The 26,186-nt window shown below is 44.6% G+C and carries 31 protein-coding genes; 20 read left to right on the top strand and 11 right to left on the bottom strand.

The features are described 5' to 3' along the window. The first annotated feature begins 24 nt into the window (after positions 1-24). The 7 genes from AWH66_RS01715 (at position 25) to AWH66_RS01685 (ending at position 8,287) form a co-directional block, all read left to right on the top strand. Positions 25-1,707 (top strand): LruC domain-containing protein, encoded by a 1,683-nt coding sequence (locus AWH66_RS01715; RefSeq protein WP_063604981.1) that lies wholly within the window; start codon positions 25-27, stop codon positions 1,705-1,707. A 10-nt stretch (positions 1,708-1,717) separates the two neighbouring features. Continuing rightward, on the top strand, positions 1,718-2,188 hold the full coding sequence (locus tag AWH66_RS01710) for a hypothetical protein (protein ID WP_063604980.1): 471 nt from the start codon (positions 1,718-1,720) through the stop codon (positions 2,186-2,188). Between the two features lie 94 nt (positions 2,189-2,282). Continuing rightward, positions 2,283-3,266 (top strand): Fe(3+) dicitrate ABC transporter substrate-binding protein, encoded by a 984-nt coding sequence (locus AWH66_RS01705; RefSeq protein ID WP_420882856.1) that lies wholly within the window; start codon positions 2,283-2,285, stop codon positions 3,264-3,266. 6 nt (positions 3,267-3,272) lie between these two features. Further along, positions 3,273-4,271, top strand: coding sequence for a FecCD family ABC transporter permease (locus AWH66_RS01700; protein WP_063604978.1), 999 nt, complete (start codon positions 3,273-3,275; stop codon positions 4,269-4,271). Further along, positions 4,268-5,233 (top strand): FecCD family ABC transporter permease, encoded by a 966-nt coding sequence (locus AWH66_RS01695; protein WP_063604977.1) that lies wholly within the window; start codon positions 4,268-4,270, stop codon positions 5,231-5,233. Before AWH66_RS01700 ends, AWH66_RS01695 begins: the two co-directional genes overlap by 4 nt. Further along, positions 5,233-5,997, top strand: coding sequence for a Fe(3+) dicitrate ABC transporter ATP-binding protein FecE (gene fecE / locus AWH66_RS01690; RefSeq protein WP_062458361.1), 765 nt, complete (start codon positions 5,233-5,235; stop codon positions 5,995-5,997). Before AWH66_RS01695 ends, fecE begins: the two co-directional genes overlap by 1 nt. Positions 5,998-6,112: 115 nt before the next feature. Beyond that, the gene (locus AWH66_RS01685; RefSeq protein WP_063604976.1) at positions 6,113-8,287 is read left to right on the top strand and encodes a TonB-dependent receptor; all 2,175 of its coding nucleotides are present in this window, start codon (positions 6,113-6,115) and stop codon (positions 8,285-8,287) included. 69 nt (positions 8,288-8,356) lie between these two features. Here AWH66_RS01685 and add read toward each other — a convergent pair whose 3' ends face one another. After that, positions 8,357-9,346, bottom strand: a complete 990-nt coding sequence (gene add, locus AWH66_RS01680) for an adenosine deaminase (RefSeq protein ID WP_063604975.1) — start codon at positions 9,344-9,346, stop codon at positions 8,357-8,359. A 373-nt stretch (positions 9,347-9,719) separates the two neighbouring features. Here add and AWH66_RS01675 point away from each other — a divergent pair, with 373 nt between their 5' ends. From AWH66_RS01675 to AWH66_RS01665, 3 genes are all read left to right on the top strand, one after another. Then, on the top strand, positions 9,720-10,298 hold the full coding sequence (locus tag AWH66_RS01675; RefSeq protein ID WP_063604974.1) for a porin family protein: 579 nt from the start codon (positions 9,720-9,722) through the stop codon (positions 10,296-10,298). A gap of 427 nt (positions 10,299-10,725) precedes the next feature. Further along, a complete protein-coding gene (locus AWH66_RS01670) occupies positions 10,726-11,460 on the top strand; it encodes an IclR family transcriptional regulator (protein ID WP_063604973.1) in 735 nt (244 codons plus the stop codon). Between the two features lie 6 nt (positions 11,461-11,466). Further along, a complete protein-coding gene (locus AWH66_RS01665) occupies positions 11,467-12,321 on the top strand; it encodes a hypothetical protein (RefSeq protein ID WP_063604972.1) in 855 nt (284 codons plus the stop codon). Positions 12,322-12,326: 5 nt separating this feature from the next. On the opposite strand, the gene AWH66_RS01660 is transcribed toward AWH66_RS01665, so the two are convergent. After that, positions 12,327-12,941 (bottom strand): TetR/AcrR family transcriptional regulator, encoded by a 615-nt coding sequence (locus AWH66_RS01660; protein ID WP_063604971.1) that lies wholly within the window; start codon positions 12,939-12,941, stop codon positions 12,327-12,329. A gap of 153 nt (positions 12,942-13,094) precedes the next feature. Between AWH66_RS01660 and AWH66_RS01655 the strand changes: the two genes are divergently transcribed. The 6 genes from AWH66_RS01655 (at position 13,095) to artM (ending at position 17,566) form a co-directional block, all read left to right on the top strand. After that, the gene (locus tag AWH66_RS01655) at positions 13,095-14,150 is read left to right on the top strand and encodes an MBL fold metallo-hydrolase (protein WP_083399922.1); all 1,056 of its coding nucleotides are present in this window, start codon (positions 13,095-13,097) and stop codon (positions 14,148-14,150) included. Beyond that, entirely contained in the window at positions 14,147-14,479 is a 333-nt protein-coding gene (locus tag AWH66_RS01650; RefSeq protein ID WP_063604969.1) for a DUF5329 family protein, read from the top strand. The genes AWH66_RS01655 and AWH66_RS01650 overlap by 4 nt, the downstream gene beginning before the upstream one ends. A gap of 217 nt (positions 14,480-14,696) precedes the next feature. Then, positions 14,697-15,425 (top strand): arginine ABC transporter ATP-binding protein ArtP, encoded by a 729-nt coding sequence (gene artP / locus AWH66_RS01645; protein WP_063604968.1) that lies wholly within the window; start codon positions 14,697-14,699, stop codon positions 15,423-15,425. A 47-nt stretch (positions 15,426-15,472) separates the two neighbouring features. Next, the gene (locus tag AWH66_RS01640) at positions 15,473-16,204 is read left to right on the top strand and encodes an arginine ABC transporter substrate-binding protein (RefSeq protein ID WP_063604967.1); all 732 of its coding nucleotides are present in this window, start codon (positions 15,473-15,475) and stop codon (positions 16,202-16,204) included. A 1-nt stretch (position 16,205) separates the two neighbouring features. Next, positions 16,206-16,898 carry an arginine ABC transporter permease ArtQ gene (gene artQ / locus AWH66_RS01635; RefSeq protein ID WP_038227185.1) on the top strand — a complete coding sequence of 231 codons (693 nt, stop codon included), beginning with the start codon at positions 16,206-16,208 and terminating at the stop codon, positions 16,896-16,898. Further along, positions 16,895-17,566 carry an arginine ABC transporter permease ArtM gene (artM, locus tag AWH66_RS01630; protein ID WP_006074674.1) on the top strand — a complete coding sequence of 224 codons (672 nt, stop codon included), beginning with the start codon at positions 16,895-16,897 and terminating at the stop codon, positions 17,564-17,566. Before artQ ends, artM begins: the two co-directional genes overlap by 4 nt. A gap of 55 nt (positions 17,567-17,621) precedes the next feature. On the opposite strand, the gene AWH66_RS26060 is transcribed toward artM, so the two are convergent. From AWH66_RS26060 to AWH66_RS01610, 4 genes are all read right to left on the bottom strand, one after another. Then, positions 17,622-18,089 carry a hypothetical protein gene (locus AWH66_RS26060; protein WP_006074673.1) on the bottom strand — a complete coding sequence of 156 codons (468 nt, stop codon included), beginning with the start codon at positions 18,087-18,089 and terminating at the stop codon, positions 17,622-17,624. A 108-nt stretch (positions 18,090-18,197) separates the two neighbouring features. Next, the gene (locus tag AWH66_RS01620) at positions 18,198-19,034 is read right to left on the bottom strand and encodes a MaoC/PaaZ C-terminal domain-containing protein (protein WP_063604966.1); all 837 of its coding nucleotides are present in this window, start codon (positions 19,032-19,034) and stop codon (positions 18,198-18,200) included. A gap of 116 nt (positions 19,035-19,150) precedes the next feature. After that, the gene (locus AWH66_RS01615) at positions 19,151-20,182 is read right to left on the bottom strand and encodes an NADP-dependent oxidoreductase (RefSeq protein WP_063604965.1); all 1,032 of its coding nucleotides are present in this window, start codon (positions 20,180-20,182) and stop codon (positions 19,151-19,153) included. Between the two features lie 95 nt (positions 20,183-20,277). Next, on the bottom strand, positions 20,278-20,865 hold the full coding sequence (locus tag AWH66_RS01610) for a TetR/AcrR family transcriptional regulator (RefSeq protein ID WP_063604964.1): 588 nt from the start codon (positions 20,863-20,865) through the stop codon (positions 20,278-20,280). Positions 20,866-21,038: 173 nt separating this feature from the next. On the opposite strand from AWH66_RS01610, the gene AWH66_RS25845 reads away from it, so the two are divergent. The 4 genes from AWH66_RS25845 (at position 21,039) to AWH66_RS01600 (ending at position 23,110) form a co-directional block, all read left to right on the top strand. Further along, the gene (locus tag AWH66_RS25845) at positions 21,039-21,212 is read left to right on the top strand and encodes a hypothetical protein (protein ID WP_167360921.1); all 174 of its coding nucleotides are present in this window, start codon (positions 21,039-21,041) and stop codon (positions 21,210-21,212) included. Positions 21,213-21,307: 95 nt separating this feature from the next. Continuing rightward, the gene (locus AWH66_RS25285; RefSeq protein WP_006074668.1) at positions 21,308-21,463 is read left to right on the top strand and encodes a DUF3012 domain-containing protein; all 156 of its coding nucleotides are present in this window, start codon (positions 21,308-21,310) and stop codon (positions 21,461-21,463) included. 62 nt (positions 21,464-21,525) lie between these two features. Further along, positions 21,526-22,713 carry a hypothetical protein gene (locus tag AWH66_RS01605; RefSeq protein WP_063604963.1) on the top strand — a complete coding sequence of 396 codons (1,188 nt, stop codon included), beginning with the start codon at positions 21,526-21,528 and terminating at the stop codon, positions 22,711-22,713. Positions 22,714-22,756: 43 nt separating this feature from the next. Beyond that, positions 22,757-23,110: a RidA family protein gene (locus AWH66_RS01600; RefSeq protein ID WP_063604962.1), complete on the top strand. Its 354-nt coding sequence runs from the start codon at positions 22,757-22,759 to the stop codon at positions 23,108-23,110. Between the two features lie 101 nt (positions 23,111-23,211). Here the strand turns inward: AWH66_RS01600 and AWH66_RS01595 are convergent, their stop codons facing one another. The 5 genes from AWH66_RS01595 to ureE form a co-directional block, all read right to left on the bottom strand. After that, complete coding sequence (locus AWH66_RS01595; protein WP_063604961.1) at positions 23,212-23,613, bottom strand: DUF4345 domain-containing protein; 402 nt, start codon at positions 23,611-23,613, stop codon at positions 23,212-23,214. A gap of 99 nt (positions 23,614-23,712) precedes the next feature. Further along, positions 23,713-24,336, bottom strand: a complete 624-nt coding sequence (gene ureG, locus AWH66_RS01590; RefSeq protein ID WP_063604960.1) for an urease accessory protein UreG — start codon at positions 24,334-24,336, stop codon at positions 23,713-23,715. Between the two features lie 29 nt (positions 24,337-24,365). Next, on the bottom strand, positions 24,366-25,076 hold the full coding sequence (locus tag AWH66_RS01585; RefSeq protein ID WP_063605161.1) for an urease accessory protein UreF: 711 nt from the start codon (positions 25,074-25,076) through the stop codon (positions 24,366-24,368). A 33-nt stretch (positions 25,077-25,109) separates the two neighbouring features. Continuing rightward, positions 25,110-25,691, bottom strand: coding sequence for a HupE/UreJ family protein (locus AWH66_RS01580; protein WP_063604959.1), 582 nt, complete (start codon positions 25,689-25,691; stop codon positions 25,110-25,112). A gap of 41 nt (positions 25,692-25,732) precedes the next feature. After that, positions 25,733-26,185: an urease accessory protein UreE gene (ureE, locus tag AWH66_RS01575; RefSeq protein ID WP_038227199.1), complete on the bottom strand. Its 453-nt coding sequence runs from the start codon at positions 26,183-26,185 to the stop codon at positions 25,733-25,735. Position 26,186: the final 1 nt, after the last annotated feature.

Here is a 26,186-nt window from a genome sequence, read left to right as displayed (position 1 = left end):
AACATAAAATTAGAGGAATAAGCGATGAGAACAAGGAACGTCATCACACTAGCCAGTTTACTCCTACCATGGCAAGTTTATGCTCTTTCTGTAGCAGATTTAACCTTCGAGTCTGGCGCGGAGGCATCAAATTATTCAGCTAAGGGAAAGCCGAGTAATTTATATTCTGTTGCAGACACGTTACCACAAGACGTGTTGACCAATGTCTACTCCATGCTTCCAGAGGGTAGTGTCGTCAACAGTGCTTTCATTGCACCAGATAAATACTCAAGCATCGATATTGACGATGAACTGAACGGGGCAGAATATGCAACCGCCCGTATTACCTTCCTTAACGAAGGTGCTGGATATCGAAACAGCCTTGGCTATTTTGTTTTCGACACTGACAACCCTCCTACAGATAAAGACGATATTGACGCCCACATTATTGTCTTTCCAAATGCCTCAAAACCTGGAGAAGGAGAAATGCAAGAAGGGGATACGATTGACCTCGGCGTACAACTAACTGCCAATCAAACACTCGCCTTCTTCTTGATTCCGAACGGCTGGGGCTGGGAGGGGAGCTACAACAATATTGCTAACTTTGGGAATTGGGGAACACCTTTTTATAGTTACCCAGCTTTGAATCCAGAAACTACCATGGAACACAGAAGGCATAACGTTGCTTTCCTTGATGTTCAAAATGAGTTTTTGGTATTGAGTTTTGAAGATATAAAACGTCCATCTGGCGATAACGACTTCAACGATCTCATATTTACCGTTGAGGTCACTCCTTTTGAAGCCATTGATGGCGTAAACAATGATGGCACGACCGACTCCAAATATGAAACCCTTGTGCAAGAAAACGATCCTGACATTTCTATCACCTCGGTCTATCCCAGTTCAGATTCTATGGCCACTATCGCTTTTGAAGACCGCTGGCCATTAATGGGGGATTACGATTTCAATGATGTGGTGTGGAGCTATAAGATTACCGAGCAAATCAATGGACAACGCGAGCTGACCAACATCACCATCGACTACACACTGCAAGCTATGGGTGCTGGCTACTCTAATGGGTTTGCGCTCCAATTACCTAACGTCGATCCAAACAACCTTGCTTCGGTTGCATTGACAAGAAATGGACAAAGCGTCAGCCATACTGTTCAACAAGCGTCCAACGACGAAACTATCTTAATCATAGCCGAAGACTTAAGAGCAGAGTTATCCGCGCTAGGGGGACTGCCTCTTGGTTGTCATTTTTTCAAAACAGACAGCACGTGTCTGGCAATGCAACAGGACATCAGTTTGTCTTATCAACTTACTGTTGAATTAACGAATCCTGTGTCGCGCGACCTAATTGGTTATCCACCCTATGATCCGTTTATATTTGCCTCTGAAGGAGAATATCATGGCGATTTTGTTCAAACACCACCAGGGATGACTTGGCAAACACACATGAAGGCCTTCGGTGGTACAAGTTTTATGGATAACACCTTATTCGGGCTTCATGATGACCGCTCTGGCGGAGCACAATCGTTTCTATCAGAAAACAATATGCCTTGGGTTATTAATATTCGTGACCAATGGGGCCACCCAAAGGAACTGGTTGATATTACTGTCGCCTACCCTAACTTTCCTAACTGGGTCACGAGTGCTGGAGAACAAGATAGCGATTGGTACAAATACGCGAGCGCAAACCAAGTAATCTCAAGTTCGGAACAGTAAGGAGCATCCTATGATAAACCCAATAAAACTTCTCACTCTTTTCGCTGTCCTAGCCTCAATTGTTGCATGTGGCGGTGGCGGTGGCGGTCAAGATACTGCGAACACCACTCCGGCAAAACCTGTTGAAACCCCGACTGAAACACCAATTGAACGCACTGCAGATCTTGTGGCAGATAGAACATTTTCATTCGATGTTGGCCAGCTAATCACATTGTCAATTGATAAAGGTAACGCAGGAAAAGGCGCGTTGCATGTCTATAGTCAAGCCGCACACACTTTTGAAAATGGAGATATCGCTGCGGATCCAACTTCACGAGTAACGACCATCTATCCAGCAGAAACCGATGAAGTCACACTGCAAGTTAACAACAATTGGACCAAGATTTACGCTCAATGGGTGCCGATGACAAGTAATGAACAAGAGCAAACCTGGACTATTGACTTGAACCAAACCCAGAACGCTTACCATCTCGCTTTTTGACTAGGCTTTTATTGGGCCAGCTGCATTTCTGAGCCCATATAACGTTTGGTTTGGTTTGACACTTCATTCATCACTACAGGCTATCGATAATAGTATTGATAACTATTATTATTTAAGATACGATTGCGCTCTTTTGTTTCTCCCTTTCAGAATGAGCCAATCAATGAAATCACTACTCGCTAAAGGACTAAGCACGGTTTTTCTACTTTCGTTCGCTCTTATGGTTGCATCTGCACACGCACAAAGCCAACGCGTCATAACCGACCAACAAGGCAGTATCACCATCAAAGGCACACCAACTCGAGTCATCGCACTTGAATACTCGTTTGTGGACGCGTTAGCTGCTGTTGGTGTTTCACCGGTAGGCGTAGCTGATGACAAAAACATCGAACGAATTCTTCCAGAGATACGCGAACTGATTAAACCTTGGCAATCAGTGGGCGTTAGACCTCAACCAAGCCTAGAAGCAATCTCACAATTAAAGCCAGATCTCATCATTGCTGATGCTGAGCGTCATAGCACGATCTACAACGATCTTATGGCCATCGCACCAACGATATTGTTGAAAAGTCGCGGCGAAACTTACCAAGAGAACTTACAGTCTGCGATGAAAATTGGTATTGCGGTCAATAAAGCCGAAGAAATGGCAGCACGCATCGAAAAACACCATAAAATCATGGACCAATACAAAGCCAAGCTTTCTTCAAACGAGTCGTTTCAGTTTGCTGTTGTAACCGATAAAGGTATGTGGCTTCATGGTCCAAGCTCATATGCTGGGGGTGTTATTACCGCGCTTGGATTACATGGCCCAGCCGTGCCAAAAACGGATAAAGCCTACATTGAAGTCAGCTTTGAGCAGCTACTAAAAATCAACCCTGATTGGCTGCTGCTCGGTCCTTATAAGCCTCACACTGTTTATGATGACTGGCAATCAAATCCATTAAGCAAAATGCTGAAGGTAGAGAAAACAGAGCACGCCGTTAAGGTTTCTCCACAGCTCTGGTCACTAAACCGAGGTATTTTGGCAGCTGAAGGCATCGCCAAAAACCTCTCTGATATTATTAATCAACAGCACTAATTCAATATGCTTCAATCAACACAGTGCAAGCTCTGGCTTGCACTTATTGCTGGTACGTTGCTGAGCCTAAATCTCTCTTTAGTGGCGTGGTCTAGCTTTGACCTATCTTTTCAATCATTGCAGGGCTTCTGGCTACACTTTGACTCAGCCAGCATGGAGCATCAAATCATCGCAACACTAAGAATGCCTCGTGTACTCAGCGGTGCATTAATTGGAGCTAACCTCGCTGTTGCAGGCGCTCTCATGCAAGGATTGACTCGTAACCCCCTCGCTTCACCATCCGTGCTTGCTATCAATTCCGGAGCGGCACTATTTATCGTGTTGAGTAGCTTTGGCTTCTTATCTTTATCCGTGCCAACCGCGGTAATGGGTGCGATAGGCAGCGCGTTAAGTGGTCTGTTGGTTATGTTTCTTGGTGGCGCTTTTGATGATCGTCCACACCCTGTGAAACTGGTATTGGCGGGCATCGCTATCAACGCTTTGCTGCTTGGGCTCACACGCGCAACGATTATTCTTGCTGACGATCAAGCCTATAGCGTGCAATCTTGGCTCATTGGCTCAATTAGTAACTTAGATTGGTCTGCCCTGCACCAGTTATTGCCAATTAGTGTTGTGGGGTTAGCGTTAGCGTGGGCGCTTGCTCATCCTCTCAACCTGCTAGTTCTTGGTAACGATGTCGCTAAAGGCTTGGGCGTAAATACCAGCTTGATTCGATTACTGGCTTTCGTGGCTATTATTTTACTAACCAGTATCAGTGTTTCCATTGCAGGCCCTATTGGCTTTGTCGGTCTGTTAATTCCTCATATTGCACGCAAACTTGTCGGACACAGCTTCTTCGCTCTCATTCCCGCTAGCGCATTATTGGGGGCAATCTTAGTCATGTGCTCAGACGTACTTGCCAGAGCTATAGCCTTTCCCACAGAAACGCCGGTTGGTATCGTCACTGCGCTGATAGGTACGCCATTTTTCATTTTTCTTTCTATAAAAAGTCGGTTTAGCTCATGAGTAGAACTTGGCTAGTCCTTATCTCGACTACCCTCGCACTGTCTGTTTTCAGTTTGTTAGTAGGAGTCGCTGACTTATCGTTGTCGCAAATAACCGCAACGGCCTTCAAAGGTGGCGAGTACGATTTCGTCGTCAATCACTATCGACTTCCACGCCTCTTCCTCGCCATTGGTGTTGGCGCTGGATTAGGAATATCTGGAGCCTTGGTCCAAGGCGTGATCCGCAACCCTCTCGCCTCACCAGATTTAATCGGCGTAAGTGCTGGTGCCGGGTTTGTTGCCACGCTTTTGTTAACAGTATTCCCCAATGCACCAGTTTGGATGCTGCCAGTTGCCGCTATGATTGGTGGCGTATCTGTGGGGTTATTGCTGATCATCATCGCGCGCTCAGTTCAACTACCACCAGCCAGAATGGCACTCACTGGAATTGCTATCAGTGCCTTTCTTGCTAGCGGCATCGATTATTTGCTAGTGGTGCACCCAATCGAGATCAATACTGCAATGATTTGGCTCACCGGCAGTCTATGGGGACGAGGCTGGGAGCAGATGCCTTATATCTGGGTGGGGCTTGCTATCTTACTGCCTCTTTCATTGTGGCTCGCATGGCGACTGGACATTGTTGGTCTTGGCGATGAATCTGCCATCTCCCTTGGTGTAGAGCTTGATAAAGTGCAAGCCATGGCACTGATCTGCGCCGTCATGCTTGCCAGTTTGAGTGTGTCTATCGCCGGAACGATAAGCTTTGTTGGTCTTCTTGCCCCGCATCTCGCTAGACTACTGTTCGGACATAATCATAAAGCCTTACTGATGGGCTCCGCTGTGATTGGTGCACTTCTTGTCCTTACTGCCGATACCATCGCTCGAGGGATCTCGCCGCCGATCGAACTTCCTGCCGGCGTTCTAACCTCTGTTATTGGCGCACCCTATTTCATCTTCCTACTCAAACGTTACAAGGGCTGGTAATGCTGTCTGTCGAGAAATTGAACGTTGCCTATGGCAATAACACCATTATTGAAAATCTGAATTTGACGATTCCGAAAGGCAAAATTACTGCGTTAATTGGTCCCAATGGATGTGGAAAGTCCACGTTGTTGAAAACATTAGCGCGGATAAATAAGCCTAAATCTGGAAGAGTCCTACTTGATTCTACGCCCCTAGATGAGTACGGCTCCAAGTCGTTGGCCAGACGCCTTTCTATGCTTCCGCAAACCCATACCAGCCCGGAAGGCATCACGATTCAAAAACTGGTGGAGTATGGCCGCGCGCCTTATACCTCTCACTGGGGCAAATTGTCCCCTGAAGATAAAGCGATTGTAGCTAATGCAATGCAAGCAACTGGTGTAGATACACTTGCACAAAGCCCGATTGATGCGCTCTCTGGAGGTCAAAGACAACGTGCTTGGATCGCAATGATCGTCGCTCAGGATACTGAAATTGTGATGCTTGATGAGCCAACGACTTATTTGGATCTATCTCATCAAATTGAGCTCATGCGGATGATGCAAGATATGCATGCACAAGGGAAAACGGTGATTGTGGTACTGCACGATTTAAACCAAGCCTGTCGTTACTGCGACCATTTGGTGGTGCTAAAGCAAGGGCAACTCGTAACCCATGGCACTCCAAAAGACGTGTTTACCCAATCGTTATTAAAAGAAGTCTTTGACCTTGATGCGTTGGTGATTGAAGACCCAATTTCTGGTTCACCTATGTGTGTAGCACGATAATTATATCAATAGGTTATAGATCGCCTTTCGTTAATAATAATAACGTTATTGATAACTATTATCAAAAGCATTAATATCGCCACCCTAATGAGAAACACAGTGGTAATCAGGACACATGGCAAATCAAACTGGGAAGAAAGTCGTCTCCCTTTCGCTTCTCGCTCTGTCAATCGGACAAGCATTTGCGACAGAAGAAGTAAACGAATCACAGCCAACAAACAAACAGAAAACTGACGAAAATATGGTCGTTACTGCGACCCGCTACAGTCAAGATACAGATAAAATTCCGGGCTCAGTTCATGTCATTTCAGAAAAAGAACTGGAACAACAAACCGCGGTATCCGATGACCTAACCAGTGTTATCGCCAACCTAGTTCCGGGCATGACGCCAAGTCGACAAAAGCTCTCTACCCAAGGTGAGAACCTTCGTGGACGTACCGCACTTATCATGGTCGACGGTGTTCCACAAAATAACCCACTTCGCAATGGTAACCGTAACGGTTATACCGTAGATTCTTCAATGCTAGAGCGTGTGGAAGTGGTTCAAGGGGCAAGTGCCGTACAAGGTAACGGCGCCACTGGCGGTATCATTAACTACGTGACAAAAAGTGCTAAGCCAGGCGACCATTGGAAGCAGACCGTTGGAACACGCGTAACCTCAAACCTAAAGGAAGATGGTACCGTTGGTAAAGTCTATTACAATCTGAGTCAGTATGACGAAGATTACGATCTCTTTATTGGCGGTACGTGGGAACAACAAGGGCTGTATTACGATGGTAATGGCAACCCAATTGGCATGAACTCTATCCAAGGTGAAACCCAAGATTCCAATGCCACTAACTTTCTCGCTAAAGGCGGCTATAACTTTGACGGCGGTAATCAACGCGTTAGCTTCAGTGCTAGTCGCTACCAACTAAAAGGTAACCAGAACTACGTTAGTGTTCCTGGCGACTGGCAAAATGGCGTTCCGGGAACCGTGGTTCCGGGCACACCTTCTGGCGATCCTACGTCAAACTATGCGGAACTGTATAACTTTGGTTATGACCATTATGACTTCTTTGGTGGCGAGCTGAAATTTCAAGCCTTTTACCAAGACTTTGAAGCGGTCTTTGGTGAAGCATCATGGTGGCCAACAGCGAACAAACAATATGATCAAGGCGCTATCGTATCGACCAAAAAAGGCTTTAAGCTAAGTTATGTCAAAACCGATCTTCTTGGCTGGGATGATAGCTGGGTCGTTGGTCTAGACGGTCTGGAAGACACCACAAAACAAACACTCACTCAATCGGGTAAAGATGTAACCCCAGATATGATGTACCAGAGCTTAGCTCCCTTTATTCAGGGCGATATGCTAGTCACCGATTCTCTACGACTTTCTGGTGGTGTTCGCTTTGAGAATACCAAAGTAACGGTTGCAGATGGTCAAACTTTGTGGGGCTATGGTAACGCAGGGCATCGTCAGGTTGATATTATTGGCGGCGAGCAAAACTTTTCTCAGGCCGTCTTTAATGCTGGCGCTGTTTATGACTTTACCCCAAGTATCAGTTCATTCGTTGGCTTTAGCCAAGGCTTCGGTTTGCCAGATATTGGACGTGTGCTGCGTGGTAACTGGATCGGTGGTCCAACCGTCGTTGCTCCTGTAGGCGGTGCACCTATCGACTTCAACACCATGCCGGCGGTGAAACCTGTTATAACGGATAACTACGAAGTGGGGCTAAGCTACAGCGATGACAAATGGTTTGTCAGTGGTAGTACTTACATGTCCATCGCCAAAGATGGTGCGAACCTAAGCCTTAACAGCGGCGGTACTTATGATGTTGTACGCCAACGCACCGATATTAAAGGTTACGAGTTCACCGCGACCTACAATATTTTGCCCACTACACAGATTCAGGCACTGTATGCTCACGTAGAAGGTCAAGTAGATACCAATCAAGATGGCTCGGTGGATAGCGATATGGATCTTAAGAACCTGTCTCCTGATCGCCTATTGATGGCGGTCAACCACAGCTTCTCTGACCGTTGGAATGGTCGCCTACAATACAACCATATGTTCTCTCGCAGTAAAGAGAAAAACGATGCCGGTAGTGCACAGCAGTTTGACGGCTACGGCTTAATGGATGTATCTATGTTCTACGATATGCAGCGTTACGGTCGTATCAGTGTCGGTATTGAAAACCTATTGAACGAGCAGTACATCAACTACTTTAGCCAGATACGCCACCACAATGCGTATTATTTCTCTGGCCGTGGTCGAACATTCAGTCTAGGTTACGAAATCGATTTTTAATCGCTGACAACACAGAGCAATAAAAAAGCCCGCTTCAATGAAGCGGGCTTTTTACATTCGAACCAGCAACTATACAGCTAATAGCTGTTGCTTAATCGCATCGTCAGTAAAAGCAGCATTAACGCTATTGCGATAGATATGCATATAGTCTTCTTCGGACAATCCAAACTGCTCAATCACCAACTGAACTTCTTTCGTCATTGTCGTATTCGATACGGTGCGATTATCAGTATTGATGGTGACTGGAATACCACGCTGACGGAAATCCTCAATCGGGTGTACCGTCATGCTTTCCACCGCTTTTGTCTGTACATTACTGCTCGGACAGGTTTCTAACGCCACTTGTTTTTCATGCACTAAGTCAAACGCTTGTTGATGAGTGGCAATATGAATGCCATGTCCCACACGCTCTGCACCTAACATGGTGATGGCATCGTAAACGTTCTGCCCTTCGCCTTGTTCACCAGCGTGAATCGTGACGCTCAAACCCTGCTCTTTTGCGTATTTCGCAAAAGGAACAAATTTCTCACAGAACCCAAGCTCTTCTCCGCCCGCGAGGTCAAATGCCGCTACACCTTTACCTAGGTACGAAGCACCAACATCAATGACATCATTAATCTCATCGGTTGGCATATGACGTAGCAAAGACAGAATAATGTTGCCTTTAATGCCGTGTACTTCTTCTGCTCGTTTCATGCCAGCCACTACTGAGCTGATGATATCTTCAATATTAAGACCTTGCTCTCTGTGTAATAGAGGGCCAAAACGAACTTCCATATACTTAACATTCTCAAGTGCCGCATCTTCATAGACTTCAAAGGCGATACGTTCCAAGGCTTCTTTAGTCTGCATCACAGATAAAGGTAGATCAAAACGCTTTAAATACTCGAGTAAGTTTGGGCACGTCTCAGGGGCAATCATCAAGTCACGAATAACTTCAATATCCTGAGAGGGAATATCAACACCTTGGATAGAGGCAAGTTCGATGATGGTTTCAGGTCGCACGCTGCCATCTAAGTGACAGTGAAGGTCGATTTTTGGCAGTTGTTTATAGTTCATCGTTACCTCTCTTGGAATAGTTGATAAGCCTCATTCTTCCATTTACTCACTCCGGCTCCATGCAGAAAGGCAACAAGTGTATGCACTTGTTACATAAACATACATGACCCACGTCGAAGAGCTCAAGGAAATGGAGAGCATTTATACTGATTAATCTAATATAAAGCCACCTCAACTGCCTATTTTTTAGTGAGATAGTTCACCTTTTTTCGGTTAAACGTTTGCTTTTGAAAAGTGGATTTCACAGATATTAACTCCAAACACATCCAGACAGTTCCTACACAATTCACGACATTTCCTCACAGACATCAGATTCGAAACTCTTTAGAGTACGCCCCGAAACAATTTACAAGACTATTTAATAGGTATCAGAATGAAAAAAGCAGTGGCACTCGTTTTAACAGGTCTATTCGCAACTAGCGCATTTGCAGGCGCAACTGACTCAGGTTTTTACGTGGGTGGTGGTTTTGGTTTAATGGAAAGTAAACTAGAAAATAAGGATCGTTCTTACGCTCCGACATTTGATGGTGAACGTTCTTGGCGTATTTATGGCGGATATGCGTTTAACCGCATTGTTTCTCTAGAAGGTGGTTACACAAACTACGGTGCTCTAACTTCAGATAGTAAGTTCACTAAAGGTGTAGAAATCACTCCAACTGCTCTATCGCTGGCTGCTAATCTTGGTTATACCTTCGATAATGGCATTCGCCCATTTGCAACTGTAGGTCTATCGAGAGTATCTGCTGAACTTAAAGCTAACGGTCACAGCGAAGATGATTCTGCAACTGGATTTAGATATGGTGTCGGCGTTGAGTACATGCCAGCACAAATCGATGGTCTTGGCCTTCGTTTAGCATATGAAGCAGACGCATTTAACGTTGATATGGCTGGAGTGGATACAGATACATACAACATCGGTTCCCTATACCTAGGCGCATCATACAAATTCTAAGCTATCTCAAGCACGTCAGTTAGCTTAAAAAAGCCACTTCTCCGAAGTGGCTTTTTTTATATCGACCTAAAAAGACCAACCTGCTTTATAGATAAATGCTGTCTCACGGTCGCCAAACAAAAGAATCTAACTAACGACAACACTCTCCATTCAACCTTCATTTTCGGCAACAAAATAGACGTAGGGAGTCGTGCTTATGTAGCGAAACCGAGTATTTGTGAAGAAGAAGCAGTCACAGCCCCCTATTGATAAACAAGCCATTAATGTAGTGTGCTCATTATGAGCTCACCTAGGTCTTTCTTCGCTCGTTCATTTCCAAAACCTGCGCTTATCATCTAATGAGAATGAGCCGCAAGATTTTTGTTTCCTTTCTTATTCAGTAGGAATATAAATTGCGTAATTGGTTTTGATAATAGATAACACAGATATGGGAAATACACAGCAACCCACTACTCAGGTTAATGAAAAGCCACTGCAACTTTTAATGCAAGTTGCCGTGTCTGATACGCCTGTTTCAGCAAAAGATTTAAGCATTCAACTCGGCGTTCCTCTCAGCAGTCTTTATCGTCATATAAAGCTGCTTAAAGAGTGGAATCTTATTGAAGAGAGTCCACACGACAAAACACTGATTGTTGGTCCAGCTGCTCTGATGTTGATGCACAGCTATCAATCGAGTACACACAACCTAGAAGCGATAGAGAGCATATTGTTCCGATTGCAAAAGCAGACTGGTGAGATGTCGGCCTACATGGTACCAGTTGGTTATCGTGCTCTATGTGTCAGCTTACAAGAGAGTGCGCAAGCACTTCGCTGCAGCTATGTAAGAGGACAGAGCCAACCTTTGCTTCGCGGAGCTTCATCTAAAGTGATGCTGGCTTATTTACCAGAATCTCGTTGCGAAAAAATACTGCGTCATTTTGGTGAACACGAAAACGTCACAGATTGGAATAAGGAACTGGATCAGATTCGCCGTCAGGGATTTGCCATCAGTACTTCTGAGTTCGATCCTGGGGTAACAGGCATCAGTGCACCAGTAATGAAGGGCTCGAAATTAATTGGTGCTGTTTCCATTATGGCTCCTGCCTATCGTGTAGAAGCCAACAAGGACAGATTTATTCTACATGTTTTGCAAGCAGCAAGGGCGCTGCCACCAGAAAGGTAATTCATCATGCTCAACGTCTTCAAACAAATCTGGAAACGTCGTTATCATCCTGCGTTAGAAAGCCAACTTTCCGTATTCACGGTGTCGGAAGCTATCAAGCCTATGAATAATGCCCAGTTTGAAGACGCTGACTCCCTCCTGGAAACCGCCTACGACTGGCTAAGCTCACAACAAAATTCTCATTCAATGAGAAAAATTGGCCATTATCCGATTCTGGGTAGTTACTGCTCCGAAAGACCTTACTTCGAAAGCCCGGTTGCAAAACGCGACTTCACCGGTCAGCTCAACCAACAACTTGCGGTTGGTGCAATGCCGCTCGTCATTACCAATTGCCACGAAACCTTGCTCGACATTATTCCCAATCTACTGATCGACAAAGATGAAATTGGTATTGTAAACATCAACGCAGAATTGCTACTCGATCAATGCCTTGATGTCACTGTCGGTTCGATGCTTCATTTTGCACTTAACAGATACAATGAATGCCGCGCCTTTCATATCGGCATCGACAATAATCGCTGCAATAAAAAACAGTTGGAGTACGCGGAAGATATGGGGTGCGATTGGCTACTTTCAAATGAAGTGGTATACAGAAACCGAGCAATGATAAAAGAGCAGCTCGCGCGATTTATCAGTCACTGCGACAAACTGGTTGTAACCATCGATCTGCCTTCCATCTCAAGACACAGCTCAAACCTAGAGAAACACAAACTCGATGTGGCTATGGTATTGCGAGTATTACGCCAGTGTTTGGCTTCAGATAAGGTGCTATTAGTTCAGCTCGTGGGTGCTAAGGAACAACACATTTACTCCAAACCAACCCAGCTTCTTGTCCAAGAAACGGGGCTGTTCTTTTCCTAAATATATCAGTCGTTAAGCTGGTAGCGAGCCAAGAACAGCTCAGCAGTAGATAACGCGAGTTGCTGAACACCTTCTTCAGTCAACGTGTCCGTCATTCCCATTAATTGCGGCCAAAAACAGCTGCCTTTAATCAAGCTGTGCAACTGAACGCTTGCCACACTAACATCCGGAATAGTCAGTTGTTGCTCATTATTGTGCTCTAGCCATTTGTATAAGGCAGTTTCTTGCTTCGACATCTTGTCAGCTTGGGCTTTCAGTTCTTCTGGTCGATAGAAGTAATGTCCAAACGCAACCTTCGACAAATCAATATAAGCAGGATTGTTCAAGATGCCTATCTCATGCGACAGTAAATAGACAAGCTGTTGTTTGAGATCCATCGACGCCAAAGGTTGCAAGTCAACATCCATCATAGATTGTCGCCACAAATCCGACAGCAAGCTCATGACTAACACTTCTTTTGATTCGAAGTGATTATATACCGTTCGTTTCGATACACCGGCCATCGCCGCGAGTTTATCCATACTGGTATTCTGCACACCAAACTCATGAAACGCGTGTTTAGCCGCTTCAATAATTGCTTCGCGTTTAATCTCGCTTCGTGTTTTTTTCTTTTCTTTCATTGGGTTACTCGACAACTCAGATTTTTCTTTCCGCATTTTACACTAATCAGTTTACTTTTCATATTTTAAAAGTAAACTACACTGGTTAGTTTACAAAGGACTTTGGCTATCGATCTCTTTACAGCCAGTCTTTTAATCGCGATAGGAAATATCATGAGAAAGTCACTAATCGCCTCAATAGGAGTTCTAGCAATGAGTACCACTGCCTTAACCGCTTGCAGCAACACAGAGAAAGACCCCGAGCGTTATCCAGATAAATACGTCAATACTGAGTTGGAATACCAATCAAGCTTTAGCGACATCGTTAAGATCATGAAGTCTTATTTCACCACTGAGCGCGATGCCCCAACTCCGACCTTCGACTTACCTGTCCATGTGATGACATCACAGCAATTGTTGAGTGAGCAACAAGATGTGGTTTATCGGCTAGGACATTCTAGCGTTATTATGAAGCTAGATGGCCAATTGGTCATGGCAGATCCAGTTTTCAGCGATAGAGCATCTCCGGTGCAATGGGCAGGGCCTAAACGCTTTCATAAAACGCCAATATCCCTAGAAGATTTGCCGCAGATAGATGTTGTTATCATCAGTCACGACCATTACGACCACTTAGACAAAGCCTCAGTCAAAGCACTGGTAGATAAAGTTAATCACTTTGTTGTGCCACTAAAAGTAGGTGATTATCTTGTGAAATGGGGAGTACCTAAAAACAAGGTTACCGAACTTGCATGGTGGGAATCGCATGACGTAAACGGTATCACCTATACCCTGACACCGACTCAGCACTTCTCTGGTCGTGGCTTAACGGACCGTGATTCTACCCTTTGGGGTAGCTGGGTCATTAACAGTCAACAAGCCAACGTGTTCTTTTCTGGAGACTCTGGTTACTTTGGAGGATTTGCTGAAATTGGCGAGAAATACGGACCTTTTGATTTTACTATGATTGAAACTGGCGCCTATAACAAGTTGTGGTCACAAATCCACATGTTCCCAGAACAGAGCGTACAAGCTCATATCGACGTCAAAGGTAAGGTCATGATGCCAATTCACAACAGTACTTTTGATTTGTCCATGCACGATTGGCATGAACCAATGAACAGAGCTCTTGAGATAAGTCAGGAACGTGGTGTCACTATGGTCTCGCCAGAGATTGGACAGCGTTTGGAAATTCACAATCCAGCGCCAGTTAAGCAATGGTGGAATCAATGAAGCTAATTCATTCACTTCTGATAGGTGGACTACTGATAGGCTCCAACGCCTTCGCCAATACTGAGGAAGATGTACAATATCTGATCAATCAAATGCGACAATCTGATTGCGACTTCATACGTAACGGTGATAGCCATAATGGTAAAGAAGCAGCAGAACACTTAACCCGAAAGTGGAACTACGCTAAGGATGATGTAGCCTCCATTCAGATATTTGTTGAAGAAGTAGCGTCAAAAAGTTGGTTCACCGGAACACCCTACTACGTTATCTGCCAAGGTAAACAAACTACAAGTGCTGACTGGTTAACTCAGCAATTGAAACTGAAGTAATATTCTTTTGATTCCTAGGCGTTTGGTTGAAAGCCAAGCGCTTTTCTTATACCCACTCGCCCTAAGATCCACCCTGACCCACACAATAGAGATGTCTACTTTTCAACCATAAATCGATACATAATTTTAACAATTAAAATTTTTATACATTTTTATTGCATAAATAACACTTCTGATAGTATAGTTCACACAATGATTTTTAATGCAGTAAATCAGCATGGGTATTCAAGCAAACAACCTCAATAAGTTCTACGGCACGACTCAAGTTTTGCACGATGTCAGCTTTCATTGCGGCAAGGGTGAAACCTTGGTTCTCTTAGGTCCGAGTGGTGCTGGTAAAAGCTCTCTACTTCGCTTGTTAAATTTGCTGGAAATGGCAGATGGCGGGGCGCTCAGTATTGCGAATAATGACTACGACTTCGATCGACAAGTATCTGAAAAACAAGGTTTAGCGCTTCGTAAGCAAGTCGGGATGGTTTTCCAACAGTATAACCTTTGGCCTCATATGACGGTAATGGAGAACTTAATTGAAGCGCCCACTAAGGTAGCAGGCGTCTCGAAAGAGCAAGCCACACAAGAAGCCTTAAAAATGCTTTCTACACTTCAACTCGCTGATAAAGCCGATGCGTGGCCACTACAACTATCAGGTGGTCAGCAACAGCGCGTTGCTATTGCAAGAGCATTGATGATGAAACCTGAAGTCTTGCTCTTTGACGAACCAACAGCAGCGCTTGATCCTGAAATCACAACTCAGATCGTCAATATTATCAACGAATTGAGTGAAACGGGCATCACTCAAGTGGTTGTTACACATGAAGTTGATTTTGCGAAGAAAATTGCCAGTCATGTTCTTTATCTCGAAAAAGGCCGAGTCATCGAACATGGCACAAAAGACGCATTTAAAAACCCAACTACTCAAGCTTTTGCTGACTACTTAACACACTAAATAACAATGGAGATTGCCTTCATCGCAATCTGACAAGGAGAATTATTATGAAAAAGATGTTACTTGCTTCACTGATTGGTCTGGCTTCTTACGGCGCAATGGCACAACAAGAAATTAAATTTGCCATGGAAGCGACTTACGCACCATTCGAATATGTCGATGAAAATAACCAGATCCAAGGTTTTGATGTCGACCTTGCTAACGCGCTATGTAAACAGATTGAAGCCAAATGTAGTTTCCATAACCAAGCCTTTGATAGCTTAATTCCTGCACTTAAGTTCAAACGCTACGACGCAGCGATTTCTGGTATCGACATTACTGAAGCCCGTCAGCAGCAGGTTAGCTTTACCAATGCTTATTACGACAACTCAGCGGCTTTCGTAGCGATGACAGGTAAGGTTGCATCACAAGCGGCACTAGAAGGTAAGCGTGTGGGTGTTCAAAACGGTTCAACGCACCAAAGCTACCTATTAGAGCAAATGGCCGGCGTAACAGCCGTACCTTATGGCAGTTACCAAGATGCGTTCATCGATATGCAAAATGGTCGTATTGATTCTGTATTCGGTGACACGGCAGTTGTCGCAGAATGGTTCAAGAAAGACGATAAACTGGCTTACGTTGGTGACCAAATTACTAACCAAAAGTACTTTGGTAATGGTTTTGGTATCGCCGTAAACAAAGACAACCAAGCATTGGTTGACCAACTAAATGCGGCACTTAAAACAGTAAAAGAAAACGGCGAATACCAAGCTATTTTCGATAAGTACTTCGGTAATTAATATGGGGTTAACGGGTTACTCGGCGTCACTCGTACAAGCAAGTTGGGTAACCATCCAACTTGCTTTCGTCAGCCTTTTGGTTGGCTTAGTACTAGCGATTATTTTTGCTGGTGGCGAGATGTCTCGCCACAAAATCATCTCTTGGCCAACCACGGCAATCGTCACCATTATTCGTGGCTTACCAGAGCTTCTAGTCGTTCTATTTATCTTCTTTGGTTCTACCCAAGTCTTATTTCTGATTACGGGAGATTTCATTGAGGTTAGCCCGTTCTTAGCCGGTGTCATCGCACTCTCGTTAATTTTTGCCTCTTATGCCGCACAAACCATTCGTGGAGCACTAAAAGCAGTACCCAGTGGTCAGCGTGAAGCTGGCAGTGCACTAGGCCTAAGTCGTGCACGTGTTTTCTTTAGAATAGTACTGCCACAAGCGGTTAAGCATGCCCTACCCGGACTTACCAACCAATGGCTCGTACTATTAAAAGATACTGCTTTAGTCTCACTAATTGGTGTTACAGACTTAATGAAACAAGCACAATTAACCTCTGCGGCGACACATGAAGCGTTTACTTGGTATGCGACCGCAGCGGCGATTTATCTTGTAATCACATTGATTACTCAAAAAGCAGTAAAAGTACTAGATAAAAAGTTCTCCTCAAAAGAAATGGCCGTCGGTAGCAAAGGAGTCACAGCATGAATCAACAACATGTTTGGCAAATGGTGGATGGCTTGCAAACAAGCCTACAGCTCACTGTAGTAGCTCTGATCGTAGGCTGCCTACTTGCGTTGCTGATGACGCTTAGCTTGATCCTTCGAACACCAGTAGTTCACTGGCTAACGCGTGGCATCATCACTCTTTTTACTGGTACACCATTATTGGTTCAGATCTTTCTGGTCTACTACGGACCGGGGCAGTTTGAGGTTATTAGAGAAAGTTTTTTGTGGACATGGCTAAGCCAACCTTGGTTCTGTGCCATGCTTGCCCTTGCACTTAACACAGCGGCGTACAGTACTCAGTTATTTAAAGGCGCTTTCAATGCCATTCCATCAGGTCAATGGCAGGCATGTCGTGCGCTAGGGATGGATATGAAAGCAACGCTGCGTGTCTTGCTTCCGTTTGCGATTCGCAGAGCGATACCAGCTTACTCTAATGAAGTGATCTTAGTATTTAAAGGCACATCGCTGGCCAGTACCATCACCATTATGGATATTATGGGCTACGCACAGCGTATCAATGCTCAAACTTACGACACACTCGTCGTCTTCAGCGTGGCAGGGCTTTTCTATCTTGGGGTCAATGGCATTCTTACTTTGATATTCAGACAAGTTGAGAAAAAAGCTCTGGCTTTTGAAGCAGCACGCTAAATCCACTGGCGCTGAAAAAGATTAGCAGCTAAAAAAGTGGAGCAAACGCTCCACTTTAAATCATTACTTTCATAGAGAATACCAACACATCAGTAAACAGGGCCGTCTCAAACCCCAGATGTTTATAATGTAATGTTAGAGTCGGAGCAAACACTGGAGTGATACCACCAAGCTGTACGCTGTTCTGCTCTTTTGTGTATCCGGTAATCCCCCCTATTCTTAAGCCAACTTTTGCCCAAGGGGTCCAGTCGAACTGAGGGTGGTAAGACAAGATGTACGAACGCGTATCAAAACTGTTTAGTAGCGTAAATGCTTCCCATCTCTTGTAACGAACACCAACGATATAGTTATCCTGGTTTCTGCCCGTGGACGTTAAGTGCTCAGTCCACCCTGCAAACGTGACGTCAACATTGCCTTTCCATTCATCAACCTGATGATTCTCTTCTTTGACAGAGTCTTCTGTCGCAAACACAGTAGAGCTAGTTGCGATAAGAACAATGAGTAAAGCGATGCGGCTTACCATACCAGTTTTTCCGAATACTATGTGGAGGGATGCTATGCTACAAAAAGTATGCTCGATTTATTGTCCGTTATTGTATGTTATTGTCGCCATTCTCAGTACTGACACAGACTATTTACCTGTTTTGTTAGGCATCATCTCAATAAAGCAATTTCCTTCGCTGTTAATACATAGGATTTGTGCTTTATCTTGAACCACTTTTACGTCTGTCGGCATTAAGATAGGCTTCTTAAATACAAAGCCCACATGATGAAGAGCAGTTGAGTCAGATTCAAATTTCAAAAGTTTTGCCACCATATACATCCCATGAATAATAGGCTTGTTAAATCCAAACAATTTAGCTGACCAACGAGCCAGATGGATTGGATTATAGTCTCCCGATAATTTTGCGTACTCTCGTGCTTGGCTGACGCTAACAGTAAACGTGGCTAGTTCAGGCAACGAGGTCGACAGCGCAGGGTTACTATTCTTGGATCTCACGTTTTTGCGTTTAGTCGGCATCAAATATCCAGATCGATACCTCGCAACCATCTGCCCTGAGCGGTAAAAAGCTCCATGTACTTCAAAACTCAATCCACGGTCAGTTTTTTGCTCTGCCTGTAACTCCAATTGAAACTCGTAACTTTGTTCGCCGTCAAGCTCATCAAACTGCTCAAACTCTATAGAGGTATGAACTAACCCTAGAGGGCGAATAGAGGTATTTGGATGAGTGAACAGTTGCAATTGCTCATTTTGAGTGGCAACAAATAGAAACGGTAATGGTACGGAGCCTTTGCTAAAGCCGAAATAGTCCTTATAACGCTGAAGCTTTTCTCTATCAAAATGGAAATTTGAATTGGTCAGCGATAACGGCCCAATACGAGCAATAGCATCGACATCAATCCGTTTCAGTAAGGCTTTGAATAGTAGAGTGGAATATCGACTGGAGCGAGAAGCATCAATGTGCATTGAAAATACCGTAAACGTGGCAGTTACTGATTAAGCCTAGTTTACCTTGTCTTGCTCCAATGAAATAGCGCCTCTCAAATGAGAAGCGCAAGATTATTTATCTGAATTCAGGTCGATTATTTTGGCTCATTCATCTTGATAACCAGCTTACCGAAGTTCTTACCTTCCAATAGGCCCATGAAAGCTTCTGGTGTATTTTCAAAACCATCAACTAGGTGTTCTTTGTACTTGATTTTACCTTCTGCAAGCCATTGTCCCATCTGAGTTGCAAACTCATCATAACGGTGTGCGTAGTCATCAAAAATGATGAAGCCTTGCATCTTGATTCGCTTAATCAGCAAAGTTGCTACCAACATTGACATGCGATCAGGTCCTTCAGGTAATGACGTTGCATTGTATTGAGAAATCAAGCCACATACAGGGATGCGCGCACCCGTATTTAACAACGGCAACACCGCATCGAATACTTTACCACCAACGTTTTCGAAATAGACATCGATGCCATTACCGCAAGCTTCAGCAAGTTGCTGCGCCAGGTCATCTGATTTATGGTCTAAACACTCATCAAAACCTAGTACCTCTTTTGCGTGCTGACACTTCTCGGCACCGCCCGCAATACCGACGACTTTGCAACCTTTCAGTTTCGCGATTTGACCTACCGTTGCACCAACTGGCCCAGTTGCGGCAGCCACAACCACGGTGTCACCCGCTTTAGGTTGACCAATATCCAAAAGTCCCATGTAAGCGGTAAAACCAGGCATCCCCATAATACCAAGAGCAAATGAAGGATGACTTGGGTTCTTACCCAGTTTTACTAGCCCTTCACCATTAGAGATAGCGTAATCTTGCCATCCCGTATACGCCAAAACCCACTCGCCTTGCTCAAAGTTTTCATGGTTTGATTGCTCAACCTGACAAACCGTTGCGCCAACCATAACCTCATCCAAGGCAACCGGATCCGCGTACGACTCTGCAGCACTCATTCGACCTCGCATGTAAGGATCAAGAGACAAGTAAATCGCTCTTAGTAACATCTCCCCATCTTTTGGCTCAGGAATAACGGCCGACTCCAAACGGAAGTTCTCATTTACTGGTGCACCCACAGGGCGTGAAGCTAAGACAATTCTTCGGTTATTTTCTTGTGACATCTTGATTCCCTTTTGTTTCTTGCTTTCTAATATTAGACCAGTCGTCTAGTTTTGTTTGGTAAAAAAACCTGTTGTATAAACAGGTTATAAATTAATTACTTATGCTTTAGCAGCTGCTCAGTCATTGATAGGGCTCCCCCTAATTGTGCCGTGTCTTGGCTGAGCTTACTCAGCAAACTTGCACCTAACCATTGTTGGTAGATGGTACTGGCAGTGCTTAAGCTATCTTGAACAGTAATAGAGCCATCTTCGATACCTGACTCAATACACTTCGCAATTGCTGCAATGATTCGCTCCGCTCCAGTCAGTAGCTCCGAACGCATGGTTTCAGACAAATCAGATACTTCAGCACCCAACTTAACTACTAAGCATTTATGGGCATTGCAACGTCCTGATTCAACATCAAGCCAGCGATTAAAATAGCTCATTAACCGTTCATAACCGGTGCCGTTTTTACTAAAGAACAGAGCTTCAATACGTTCCATATAGCCTTCAAAGTAAGAGGCAATCAGAACTTCACCGAAGTGTTCTTTAGACTTAAAGTAATGATAAAACGACCCTTTCGGTACATCTGCTGCTTTCAATAACTCCGACAAACCTACCGCAGTAAAGCCTTTCGATAGTATTAACTGATACCCCACATCAAGGATATGCTGTCTTGTTTCGTTTGTTTTTGCATTCATGCCGCTACCATACAAACAATTAGACCAGTCGTCTAGTAATTTTTCTCCGAGGTCTCGTTGTTAAGTACTAATGACCTCACATTCACGTTTGCTTCACCAGTACCTGACAACACAGAAACCTAATATCGAGAAAATTCATGAATAATTAGTCAAATAGAAAATAGGCGGTGGAAATGAAGCTCATGGTATTGGCACTATGCATAATTGGCTTAACTGGGTGCCAACTTACTCGAGTTCAAGGTTCGGTTAAGGATGTGGAAGTGGATGTCCGTTCCAAAGGACATTCAACTTCAAACTCTAGTTCGACATTTTGCCCTCCGGGGCAAGCGAAAAAAGGACGCTGTTAAGCTGTACGTAGTTCAGACATACTCGCGATTACTTAAGCTGTATTTTTGAGTTACAATCCCTTTCAATCTGACATCTTCAGAAAAACGAGGGAATGATGAAGAAAATTGTATTGATGTTTTTACTCACGTTGCCGCTGATGGCTTGTACTGAAGTCGGCAGCGAAGCGTGGTGTAAAGACATGAAAGAGAAACCAAAAGGCGACTGGACAGCGAACGAAGCGAGCGATTACGCTAAGCATTGTATCTTTTAGTCAATCTGGCTGAACCAAAGTAGCCTTCAATAGTCCCATTAGAAAAACAATGGGACTTCAACATGATACGTTCACTAATTGTCACCTTAGCTTGGCTCTCCTTCTCGACTCACGCCGCAGTTAAGTATCAGATAACCACTCACGACACCGACCCAAAGCAAGGTACGATTAAGGCAGATACCTCTGACATTGGAGCATTCCAACTTTCTAAACCACGAACCACCAGCTCGTCAGAGCTCCCTGACATCCAGTGCCTCTCAAACAATGGACAAAGTACAATCGTTAGTTTTGACTCTCCTATTTCCTGTCGTCAGTTATCTTGGACCGTCAATTTTGAAGCAAAAACGTCTAACGAATTCGAACCTGCACAACAAGTTAATACCTATGAGCCAAATGAAGGCTGGTACTTTTTAAGCGAGTGGAACTCGCTACCCACCATTCAAGGGCAAGACATTGAAGTTTGCGACCCAGACAATATCTGCAGCGCTATGCCAAACTCAGATCAACCACCTCTTTTTGTGGTTTGGGGTATGCCCTATGAGCAAATGAATATCGGAGCTTCTACCGTTGTAGTGAAAAGTAATGCCTTGCCACTACTTAAATCCAACAGGTCATGGTTTCAAAACTTAACGCAACAATTGGACTATCTGAGCACCATCTTTAACGACAAACAACCACATCAGTGGCAGCTCATCTATTTCTCTAAAGACAAAAGCCAGCGCAATGTTTCAGGCGCGACTGGATACAATACTCTCTTAAGCAATGTACTTACTGACAAGGGGGCTTTTGCTAAGGACAGTATGTTTCATCTTGCTAAAGTGACTGCCCATGAATCTGTACATTTCATGGGGTCTCGTTCACTGCCCGTATGGGCAGAAGAAGGATTAGCTGAATATTACGCTATCAAATCCCTACAATTTACCGACTTGAACAACAAGCCTTCGCCCGTCAAAAACTGGGAAAAGGCATCGAAAGAGTTTCAGCACCTTGGGAATGTAGGATTAATAGAAGCGGGCAAAAAAGTATCCATCGAGAACGACATGCAATATTACCCGTTGTTTTATGTTAAAGGTCCCGCGTTCTGGCAAACGCTCGACGAGCAACTACAAGCGAATCAAAGCTCTCTCGATACACTCGTCCCATTGTTACAAACAGGCAACGACTTCAACCTTCCGGATGTCTTTGTAAACCAAGTCATCAGTGTTATTGGAAATGATAAGTGGCAGGAAATTACCTTAGCCTACTTGTAACTTTAAAGTACAATACAACGTCTTTTTGATATGAGAAAAAACCATGGCAATCAATAGAATAAACCCAAGTAAACGTTGGTCTGATATCACTGTATTTAATGGAATCGGTCACTTTGTGGAAGTCGCAGAAGCGGACACCTCTGCCGACGTTAAAGGTCAGACACAACAGATTTTCGAACAAGCAGAACAGATGTTGACGCAGATGAACAGCGACAAATCACGCATTCTATCCGCTACCATCTTTCTTACTGACTTTGCCAATTTTGATGCATTTAACGAAGTATGGGATGAATGGTTTGCTGAAGGCACTGCACCAAGTCGAGCATGTGTGAAAGTAGAGCTCGCTGACCCTAACTTGCTGGTTGAGATTGCGTTTGTTGCAGCTGAGCGTCAGTGATCATTAAACAGGCAAACAACCCGGTTGCCATTTGATACTAATTTCCTCTACTAAGGTTGAACACAATATGGAGAGCCTTAAGCTCTCCATATTATTCGCGACTATTTAAAGTAAAACCTCCGCTTTGGCAGCTTCCAAAGAATAAATAGCCCCCATATTGTGAAAAAGGCTTCTGCAAGTAGGTACAGTAGCATGGTGTCGTTGGGTTGAGACTCGATTGCAATACCAACCGTGCGAGCTAGTGCCATAAAGCCCGCCAACAGCGTGGAAGCGACCACCGACACTTTCAGTGTTTCGTTTTTTATGACGAGCAGAATGAGAATAATACCGACTGCGACAGACATACCGCCGTATGTTGCGCGTACATCAATGCTGGCAGAATAAGAAAACAGAGCGCTATCAGTGACGCGTTCGAATAGGGTGTTGGGAGAGAGTGTAAACAATACACCGTAACCAGAAAAAATCAGAGCCGTAATCCAAACCATCAATTTTGCTTGTATCATAAAAATCCCGCTAGAGAAGCTAACTATCAGAAGTGTAAGTCACAACTCTCAATAATGCGGGATTTTCGTTTTGCCCTTCGTTGTTAAGAGGGCGGATTCTTAACTATGAAACTCAAGCATACCTTGTGTCAAAATGAAATCGATGATGGTATCCAGCCCCTTACTTTCTTTAAGGTTAGTAAACACATAAGGCTTCACAGGGCGCATTCTTTGCGTATCTTGTTCCATCACTTCAAGTGAAGCTCCAACATAAGGGGCAAGGTCAATCTTATTGATAACCAATAGATCTGAACGCGTAATACCAGGACCACCTTTACGAGGGATTTTTTCTCCCTCCGCCACATCAATAACGTAGATAGTAAGGTCTGCAAGCTCTGGGCTAAAGGTCGCACTCAAATTATCGCCACCACTTTCAACAAAGACCACATCGAGATTTTTGTGGCGCTTTGCCAACTCCTCTACCGCCGCAAGGTTCATCGACGCATCTTCACGAATTGCCGTATGGGGGCAACCACCTGTCTCTACGCCAATAATTCTATCGGGTTCCAATGCTTCTGCTCGTGTCAGGATTTTGGCATCTTCTTGGGTATATATGTCATTGGTTACTACGGCGATATGTAACTTATCGCGAATCGCCTTACAGAGTACTTCTAGTAGTGCTGTTTTGCCCGAGCCGACAGGACCGCCAATGCCAATTCGTAATGGTTGTTTGTAACTTTCCATAGTCTTTCCTATCTCCTCCGCTGTTTCCTCTAAGAACGAAACAGTCTGGTATATTGTGTTTCGTGTAGGCTGCTGGCGATGGATACCGAAGGAGTAAAGCTGCCAATCATCCACTCTTCGGTCGCCTGTGCAATTGCTAATGTTTCAGCAAAATGGTTTGATAAATTGATCAGTGCCAACTGTCCATCGGTCTGACCTAGTGGCACCAGTTTGACGCCTGCCATCACTAAGTTCTCGGCCCAGCTCCATAGGTAGCCTTTCTTTAATTCAGCTAACTCGATATTCCAGTGCACCGCAGCAACGCATAGTCCGAGAAGCTGTGTAGCTGGGTAATCACTAAGTTCAATGTCTGGAAGCTCGACTTCCAGACGTTTGAGTAACGTATTCAAAGCAAGACCACGCTGCTTCTCTTCTGCCCGTAACTCTTTCGTTTCTCGACTGCTGTAAAGGCGTTCGGTGAGCAACCGTATTTGCTCACTATCTTTTGATTCTACCGCCGCATACAAACGCTCAATGATTGGCACCTCCAACGTAGCGACGCTGTTAAATAACATGTTGGCTAACCAAGTTTCCATTGATTCACGATTTGTTACCCAGCATGCCTCTACCGCCCACTCTAATCCTTGCGAGTACGTAAACCCGCCAATCGGTAGCGATGGGCTTATCAGCTGAAAAAGTCGGTAACTAGAGACATCACCGCTAACAACGGCTGCATTTGGTGTGCCTTTGTCTGACACCATCACGTCGTCTTCTACTGCGTTTGAGGTCATAAATTAAGAAGCCATTAAGAACGCAGAACTCAGCGCCGCAACACCAACCGCCATCCAACGTGAAGCGACTAAATGGCCAATTTGAATTCCGACAGCCATTAACACCGTCGCACCCATCGCCATTCCCATAGAAAACTGACCAAGTGTGCCTTGCGCTTCAACGCCGTGAGCGTAGCCGTGAAAGAACATCATGCCGATACACAAACCAACAGCCAGCTTCACCATTTGCTGCGATGCGCTAAATACTTGCCAGATGGCCGCACTAACCACAAACAGAGAGGCGACAATGGCCATCTCCACACCAGAGACTAGACCTAACCATTTCCCGGCGAGTAAACCAGCCATAAGAGTTATCAATGCTCCCACAAGTAAGCCGATCTTCTGAGCTTTATTTACCGTTAAACAGCCTACCAACAAACCGAAGGCAACAAGCATAATAAGGTGATCAACACCGGTGATGGGGTGCAGCAAACCGCTGGTGAATGCCATTGAGTCGTGACCCGGATGAGCAAAAGCAAACGCTGGGGTTAAAAATGATAGTGCTGTTGTTGTCTTGAAAACTGATTTGGCGAACTTTGATTTCATTGAATATTCCTTTTCTTGTTATTGGGCTTAATAGGTATTAATTAGTGATGATGGTGATGACCGCCACTCTTACCGCCGTATGCCCCACCTTCTGGCTCGAACGGCGCAAGCTCTACTGAAACGGTGGCGCCTAACCCTTCGACCATTTCATCCAGTACATGATCATGTTGGTAACGAACCCAACCAAACTCGACTTGTAGTGGGACATGTCGGTTGCCTAGGTGATAAGCAACGCGGGTTAACAGATGTAGGTCACTACAATAGATAGAGGAGACTTTTTCAGGCGCCGCTTTAACCTCTACCACCAAGCCACAACGGCTTTTTAATTGCTCACCGCCACGCAGAATGTGACCTCTGGGCAAAAACAACCCTGCATCACGACCATCATCGAGGATCACTTTCAAACGGCTCTTGATTCGACTGTCAATCGGCAAGCTCAAGAAGGCATGTGGCCGAGTCGTGGGTTGTTGTGTAATTTCTACTAGCTCTATCACT

Source organism: Vibrio barjaei, from assembly GCF_001639065.2.
Classification (GTDB): domain Bacteria; phylum Pseudomonadota; class Gammaproteobacteria; order Enterobacterales; family Vibrionaceae; genus Vibrio; species Vibrio barjaei.
This window is presented reverse-complemented; position numbering and strand designations above follow the sequence as displayed.

Bases quoted from the DNA above. Each gene is read 5' to 3' on its own strand.
- AWH66_RS01620 (WP_063604966.1), bottom strand. From the start codon at position 19,034: ATGCACATTGATGCTTCTCGCTCCAGTCGATATTCCACTCTACTATTC.
- AWH66_RS01650 (WP_063604969.1), top strand. From the start codon at position 14,147: ATGAAGCTAATTCATTCACTTCTGATAGGTGGACTACTGATAGGCTCC.
- ureG (WP_063604960.1), bottom strand. From the start codon at position 24,336: ATGGAAAGTTACAAACAACCATTACGAATTGGCATTGGCGGTCCTGTC.
- AWH66_RS01660 (WP_063604971.1), bottom strand. From the start codon at position 12,941: ATGAAAGAAAAGAAAAAAACACGAAGCGAGATTAAACGCGAAGCAATT.
- fecE (WP_062458361.1), top strand. From the start codon at position 5,233: ATGCTGTCTGTCGAGAAATTGAACGTTGCCTATGGCAATAACACCATT.
- AWH66_RS01605 (WP_063604963.1), top strand. From the start codon at position 21,526: ATGATACGTTCACTAATTGTCACCTTAGCTTGGCTCTCCTTCTCGACT.
- AWH66_RS25845 (WP_167360921.1), top strand. From the start codon at position 21,039: ATGAAGCTCATGGTATTGGCACTATGCATAATTGGCTTAACTGGGTGC.
- AWH66_RS01615 (WP_063604965.1), bottom strand. From the start codon at position 20,182: ATGTCACAAGAAAATAACCGAAGAATTGTCTTAGCTTCACGCCCTGTG.
- AWH66_RS01695 (WP_063604977.1), top strand. From the start codon at position 4,268: ATGAGTAGAACTTGGCTAGTCCTTATCTCGACTACCCTCGCACTGTCT.
- AWH66_RS01710 (WP_063604980.1), top strand. From the start codon at position 1,718: ATGATAAACCCAATAAAACTTCTCACTCTTTTCGCTGTCCTAGCCTCA.
- AWH66_RS01655 (WP_083399922.1), top strand. From the start codon at position 13,095: ATGAGAAAGTCACTAATCGCCTCAATAGGAGTTCTAGCAATGAGTACC.
- AWH66_RS01640 (WP_063604967.1), top strand. From the start codon at position 15,473: ATGAAAAAGATGTTACTTGCTTCACTGATTGGTCTGGCTTCTTACGGC.
- AWH66_RS01685 (WP_063604976.1), top strand. From the start codon at position 6,113: ATGGCAAATCAAACTGGGAAGAAAGTCGTCTCCCTTTCGCTTCTCGCT.
- AWH66_RS01595 (WP_063604961.1), bottom strand. From the start codon at position 23,613: ATGATACAAGCAAAATTGATGGTTTGGATTACGGCTCTGATTTTTTCT.
- AWH66_RS01700 (WP_063604978.1), top strand. From the start codon at position 3,273: ATGCTTCAATCAACACAGTGCAAGCTCTGGCTTGCACTTATTGCTGGT.
- AWH66_RS01665 (WP_063604972.1), top strand. From the start codon at position 11,467: ATGCTCAACGTCTTCAAACAAATCTGGAAACGTCGTTATCATCCTGCG.
- add (WP_063604975.1), bottom strand. From the start codon at position 9,346: ATGAACTATAAACAACTGCCAAAAATCGACCTTCACTGTCACTTAGAT.
- AWH66_RS01610 (WP_063604964.1), bottom strand. From the start codon at position 20,865: ATGAATGCAAAAACAAACGAAACAAGACAGCATATCCTTGATGTGGGG.
- AWH66_RS01675 (WP_063604974.1), top strand. From the start codon at position 9,720: ATGAAAAAAGCAGTGGCACTCGTTTTAACAGGTCTATTCGCAACTAGC.
- AWH66_RS01580 (WP_063604959.1), bottom strand. From the start codon at position 25,691: ATGAAATCAAAGTTCGCCAAATCAGTTTTCAAGACAACAACAGCACTA.
- artQ (WP_038227185.1), top strand. From the start codon at position 16,206: ATGGGGTTAACGGGTTACTCGGCGTCACTCGTACAAGCAAGTTGGGTA.
- AWH66_RS01585 (WP_063605161.1), bottom strand. From the start codon at position 25,076: ATGGTGTCAGACAAAGGCACACCAAATGCAGCCGTTGTTAGCGGTGAT.
- AWH66_RS01670 (WP_063604973.1), top strand. From the start codon at position 10,726: ATGGGAAATACACAGCAACCCACTACTCAGGTTAATGAAAAGCCACTG.
- artP (WP_063604968.1), top strand. From the start codon at position 14,697: ATGGGTATTCAAGCAAACAACCTCAATAAGTTCTACGGCACGACTCAA.
- artM (WP_006074674.1), top strand. From the start codon at position 16,895: ATGAATCAACAACATGTTTGGCAAATGGTGGATGGCTTGCAAACAAGC.
- AWH66_RS01600 (WP_063604962.1), top strand. From the start codon at position 22,757: ATGGCAATCAATAGAATAAACCCAAGTAAACGTTGGTCTGATATCACT.
- AWH66_RS26060 (WP_006074673.1), bottom strand. From the start codon at position 18,089: ATGGTAAGCCGCATCGCTTTACTCATTGTTCTTATCGCAACTAGCTCT.
- AWH66_RS25285 (WP_006074668.1), top strand. From the start codon at position 21,308: ATGAAGAAAATTGTATTGATGTTTTTACTCACGTTGCCGCTGATGGCT.
- AWH66_RS01715 (WP_063604981.1), top strand. From the start codon at position 25: ATGAGAACAAGGAACGTCATCACACTAGCCAGTTTACTCCTACCATGG.